Origin of the sequence: Streptomyces sp. 15-116A, assembly GCF_025290915.1 — a bacterium.
GTDB lineage: Bacteria > Actinomycetota > Actinomycetes > Streptomycetales > Streptomycetaceae > Streptomyces.
This window is the reverse complement of sequence record NZ_JAOCQE010000353.1, coordinates 1-5,441: the sequence shown is the minus strand read 5'-3', so window position 1 is coordinate 5,441 and position 5,441 is coordinate 1. Positions and strand designations below refer to the sequence as shown.

Below are 5,441 nucleotides of genomic sequence, written 5' to 3'. Positions count from 1 at the left end.
ACCGCGCGTGCGCTGCGCGCCGAGCGCTCCGAGATCGCCGGCGCCCCCGACGACGTACCCGAGGACGGCGCGGACGGCGGCGAGGCGCCGCAGGCTTCCCTGCCCGCGCTGCGTGAGGCCTACCGGGCCGCGTCCCAGCTCTACGAGAAGGTCGGCGTCGGCGCCGACCTGCGCGCCGAGCAGGCCCGCGCGGAGAGCGACGAGAGCGCGACCCGCGCGGAGCTGGACCGGCTCAGCAACAAGGTCCGCACCCGCGCGGAGCAGCTGCTCGCGTCACCCGACGGTTCCGACGGGCCCAGCCGGCAGGCCGCGGCCGCCCGCGCCGAGGAGCTGGTGCAGCTCCTGGAGACCCGCATGTCCAGCGCGAGCGAGCAGCTCGGGCGGCTGCGCGGCGAGGCCGAGCGGCTCGCCCCCGAGGAAGGGGAGACCCACACCGAGCTCCCGGAGGAACTGGTCCCGCGCGACGCCGAGCACGCCCAGGCCCTGCTGCGCACCGCCACGGCCGAACTCGCCTCCCGCACCGAGGCGTTGAACCAGGCCCGCGAGGCACACGCCGAACTCCTCGACGCCCACCGCGCCGCCGAGGACGCGGCCGGCGGTTTCGACGAGATCGCCGCCCTGCTCCGCGACCTGCTGCGCGAACACACCCCCGAGGACGAGCAGGACCAGCCCGAGCCGTACCCGGGCAGCCTCGAGGAGGCCCGGCAGTCCGCCGCCGAGGCCCGCCGCTCGCTGCGCGGCTGCGCAGCGGACCTGTCCGCCGCGGAGTCCGCCGTGCGCGAGGCGAGCGACGTTCTCGTCCGGCACGCCAACTCCACCCGCTACGAACAGGTCCGCACCCCCGCCCGCCAGCAGATCCGTGAGCTGCCCGCCTCCGCGCTGCCCGAGCACGCCCAGCGCTGGGCGGACGCGTTTGCGCCCCGACTGAGGGTGCTCACCGACGAGTTGGAGCAGCTGGAACGCAACCGCGACTCGATCGTGGACCGGCTCCGAGGCCTCGTCGAGTCGGCCCTCGCCACCCTGCGCTCCGCCCAGCGGCTGTCCCGGCTGCCCGAGGGACTCGGCGAGTGGTCGGGGCAGGAGTTCCTGCGCATCCGCTTCGAGGAGCCCGACCAGGCCACCCTCACCGAGCGGCTCGGCGAGGTCATCGACGACGCGACCCGCGCGGCCGTGAAGAAGAACTCCGCCCTGCGGCGCGACGGAATGTCCCTGCTGCTGCGAGGTGTTGCCGCCGCCCTCCAGCCCAAGGGCGTCGCCGTCGAGATCCTCAAGCCCGACGCCGTCCTGCGCGCCGAACGTGTCCCCGTCGGCCAGATGGGTGACGTGTTCTCCGGCGGCCAGCTCCTCACCGCGGCGATCGCCCTGTACTGCACGATGGCGGCGCTGCGCTCCAACGACCGCGGGCGCGACCGGCACCGGCACGCCGGAACGCTGTTCCTCGACAACCCCATCGGGCGAGCGAACGCGACGTACCTGCTGGAGCTTCAGCGGGCCGTCGCGGACGCGCTCGGCGTGCAGCTGCTCTACACGACGGGGTTGTTCGACACGACGGCACTGGCCGAGTTCCCGCTGGTCATCCGGCTGCGCAACGACGCCGACCTCAGGGCCGGTCTGAAGTACATCAGCGTGGAGGAACATCTCCGCCCGGGACTTCCCCAGCAGCCCCAGGCGGAGGAGGCCGTGCACAGCGAGATCACCGCGACCCGCATGTTCAAACGCCCGGCACCGGCAACCCCTTAGGGGCAAGCCGGTGGGGAACGGCGTGGGGCACGACAAGCCTCTCCGCTGTAGCGCACTGCACGACGGGTTGCGCGATGGGGAAGGCACGGGGCAGACGGAACCTGCCGAACGTGCAGCAGCGCGGATTCAGAGCCGGCCCTTGAGGGGCTTGACCCTGCGCTGTGATGGTGGCGCGGACACTCGGCGTTCACTGGCGCAGTTCCGGCAGCACTTCCGTCGAACCTCAGGAGTGCGACAGCTGACCCGCTCCGCCGCGGCGGCGTATTCGCGCCTGCGTCCGCTCTGCGGACCGCTGCTGACGTCGTGCGCGGCGCCGCTCGCGCCGCAGTGCTCGCGCCGTGCTGCTGGGCTCGGACACCACACCGTGCCGCTGGTTCCACACCTGGCGGGTCACCCACACGTCGAGCACCCCCCAGGTCGCCACGATGGTGCTGACGACACTGCTGATGACCATCGGAAACGCCAGCCACGACCCGGCCAGGGTGCACAGAAACGCCACCATGGCCTGAATCAGCGTCACGGCGATGATGAGAACCGCCCGCACCGCCGCCGTCCGCACCGGGTCCGGCATGCGGCGCCGCCGCGCGGGCTCCTCGATCCACAGCGGCCGGTAGGCGGCCTGCTCGTCGGCGCCTGTGCGCGCACGCACGCCGGTGTGTCCGGCGCCGGCGCTCGACGGCCCGGCCTTCGGCCGGACGTCACCCCGGGCATCCTCCCCGCGCCTGGCTGCGGGAATGTCCCGGCTCTGCGCCTCGGTGCCCGGTCGCGCCGTCACCTGCGCCGCCGCGCCGTCCTCGGGCGCCTTGCGCCGCTCAGCCGTGCCCCTCACCGTGTCACTCCCCACCGCCGGCAGCCCCTTCGCTCGTGTCCGAAGACCCGACTCCCCACTGGCTGCCCGGCTTGCGCTGTTTTACGCCGCCCAGGTGCGCGATTCGGCTCCTGTGACCGATTCCGCCCCCATCTCCCACAGAGAAGGACGAACGGCACCACGCGAAGATTCCCGACCGCGGAAAGTTTTCGGCCAACCGTCCCCGCCGTGCCCGCAGGTCGACCACGACGGCCCCTCCCTCACCGGGAGGCAATCTCCCGCAATGCCCGGACAACTCGGCATGTCTCGGCGCGCGTGCGGAAGTTCAGCTTCCGGACGGCTCTTCGAGTTCACTGCGGCTCGGTAGTAGGCTCGCGCCGTTTGTTGACGCACATGTGTACCCCCGGCCCGCCGGGGGCCGAGCTGGGGGAGGCCATGCGCTTTCGCGGGAAGTCCATCCGCCGGAAGATCGTGGCGCTGCTGCTCGTGCCGCTGGTGTCGCTGACGACGATCTGGGCCTTCACCACGGTGCTCACGGGCCGCGAGGCGAGCCATCTGTTCGATGTGTCCTCAGTGATGGAGAAGGTCGGCTACCCGGTCGAGGACACCGTCCGCGTCCTTCAGCAGGAGCGCCGCCAGACGCTCGTCTATCTTGCCGATCCCCGCGCCTCCGACGGGCTCGCCGCGCTGCGCCGCAGCCGCGTCGCCACGGACAAAGCCGTGGCGAGTGTCCGCGAGAACGCTGCGAATCCCGAGGTGCGCGACGCGCTCGGCGGTGACACCGACGAGTTGAGCGCCGTCCTCGACTCCTTCACCGGCATCGACTCCCTGCGGCGCAGCGTCGAGGACGGCACCGTCAGCCGCGCACAGGCCCTCGACCTCTACAACCGGCTCGTCGACCCCTGCTACGTCCTGCTCGCCAACCTGCACGTGGTCGACGACGTCGAGCTGGACAAGCAGTACCGGGCGCTCGTCAACCTCGCCCGGGCCCGCGAACTCCTCTCCCGTGAGGACGCGCTGCTCGGCTCCGCCCTGATCGTCGGCAAGCTGTCCGCGGCCGAAGTCCGGGACATCTCCGATCTCATGGCGCAGCGCACGCTGATGTACGACGCCGGCCTGCCGCAGCTGCCCGCCTCGGAACGCGACCGCTACGAGGCCTTCTGGAAGAACGCCGCCTCCGCTCCCCTGCGTGTGGGCGAGGAGGCAGCCGTCTCGTCCGGCCCCGGGACGCCCCGCGGGATCAGCGCCAAGAGCTGGGACACCGCCGCAGGCAAGGTCCTCGACGAACTCGGCACCCTCAACGACCAGGCCTCCGACCGCTATCAGGACCGCGTCCGTCCCGTCGCCATGGGCGTCATCACCCAGGCCGTCATCGCCGGTGTGCTCGGTCTGATCGCACTGCTGCTCTCCCTGTTCCTGTCCGTGCGCATCGGCCGCGGCCTCATTCGTGACCTGCGCCAGCTGCGCCTGGAGGCCCACGAGGCGTCCGGGGTGCGGCTGCCCAGCGTGATGCGCCGCCTCTCCGCCGGTGAGCAGGTCGACGTGGAGACCGAGGTCCCGCGCCTGGAGTACGACAAGAACGAGCTGGGCGAGGTCGGCCAGGCCCTCAACACCCTGCAGCGCGCCGCCGTGGAGGCCGCCGTCAAACAGGCCGAACTGCGCGCCGGGGTCTCCGAGGTGTTCGTCAACCTGGCCCGCCGCAGCCAGGTCCTGCTGCACAAGCAGCTCACCCTGCTGGACGCCATGGAACGCAGGACCGAGGACACCGAGGAACTCGCCGACCTGTTCCGCCTGGACCACCTGACCACCCGCATGCGCCGGCACGCCGAGGGTCTGGTGATCCTCTCCGGCGCCGCACCCTCCCGCCAGTGGCGCAAGCCCGTTCAGCTCATGGACGTCGTCCGCGCGGCCGTCGCCGAGGTCGAGGACTACGAACGCATCGAGGTCCGCCGGCTGCCACGGGTCGCCGTCACCGGTCCCGCGGTCGCCGACCTCACCCACCTCGTGGCGGAACTCCTGGAGAACGCCACCGTGTTCTCCCCTCCGCACACCGCCGTCCAGGTCCTGGGCGAGCGCGTCGCCAACGGCTTCACCCTGGAGATCCACGACCGCGGTCTCGGCATGGCCGCCGAGGCACTTCTGGACGCCAACCTGCGGCTCGCCGAGACCCCGGAGTTCGAGCTGTCCGACACCGACCGGCTCGGCCTGTTCGTGGTGAGCCGTCTCGCCCAGCGGCAGAACGTCCGGGTGTCCCTGCAGCCGTCCCCCTACGGCGGAACCACCGCGGTCGTCTTCATCCCGGACGCGCTGCTGACCGACGACGTCCCGGACACCAACGGCATCGGCTTCCGTCTCGACCGCCCCCAGCTCACCAAGGACAAGGAACCGAAGGAGAACCGCCGCACCGCGCTCTCCCAGGTGCCCGTCCAACTGCCGGGGCTGCCCGCCGCCCTCCTGGACGGCCCGGTCGAACTGGAGGCCCCCGTCGACCTCGACGCCCTCGACGACTTCCCCGGAGCGCTCGGCGACGAGGACACCGAGCACGGGGGTCTGTTCCGCCGTCACCGGTCCCGGCCCAAGGACGAGCGGCCCGGTCGCCGCCGCGAGCCGCAAAACCATGCCCCCGGCCCCGGCGACGGACCGGACCGAGACACCGGTGACGACGAGGTGAGCGCACCGCTGCCGCTGCCCCGCCGGGGAACACCCAAGCTGGTCAGCTCCCACGGGCGTCCGGTCCGCGACGAGCGCGCCCGACGCGACCGGACGGAGGAGGACACCACCAGCTCGTCGGCACGGGCAGAGCTGGAGGCGGCGCCTCCCCTTCCGGCCCGGCGCCGGGGGGACAAGCGCGCGGAGGGCCGCGCTGCCGGGCGTCCGGGCCCGGAGGCCGCGT

At 72.4% G+C, this 5,441-nt stretch carries 2 protein-coding genes and 1 pseudogene; 2 read left to right on the top strand and 1 reads right to left on the bottom strand.

The window, feature by feature from the left end:
- A pseudogene (locus N4P33_RS31960) lies at positions 1–1,740 on the top strand (hypothetical protein); the annotation flags it as partial.
- Between the two features lie 223 nt (positions 1,741–1,963).
- Here N4P33_RS31960 and N4P33_RS31955 read toward each other — a convergent pair.
- On the bottom strand, positions 1,964–2,569 hold the full coding sequence (locus tag N4P33_RS31955; RefSeq protein WP_260830442.1) for a hypothetical protein: 606 nt from the start codon (positions 2,567–2,569) through the stop codon (positions 1,964–1,966).
- Between the two features lie 414 nt (positions 2,570–2,983).
- On the opposite strand from N4P33_RS31955, the gene N4P33_RS31950 reads away from it, so the two are divergent.
- The coding region (locus N4P33_RS31950; RefSeq protein WP_260830441.1) for a nitrate- and nitrite sensing domain-containing protein at positions 2,984–5,441 on the top strand (2,458 nt) is incomplete at its 3' end.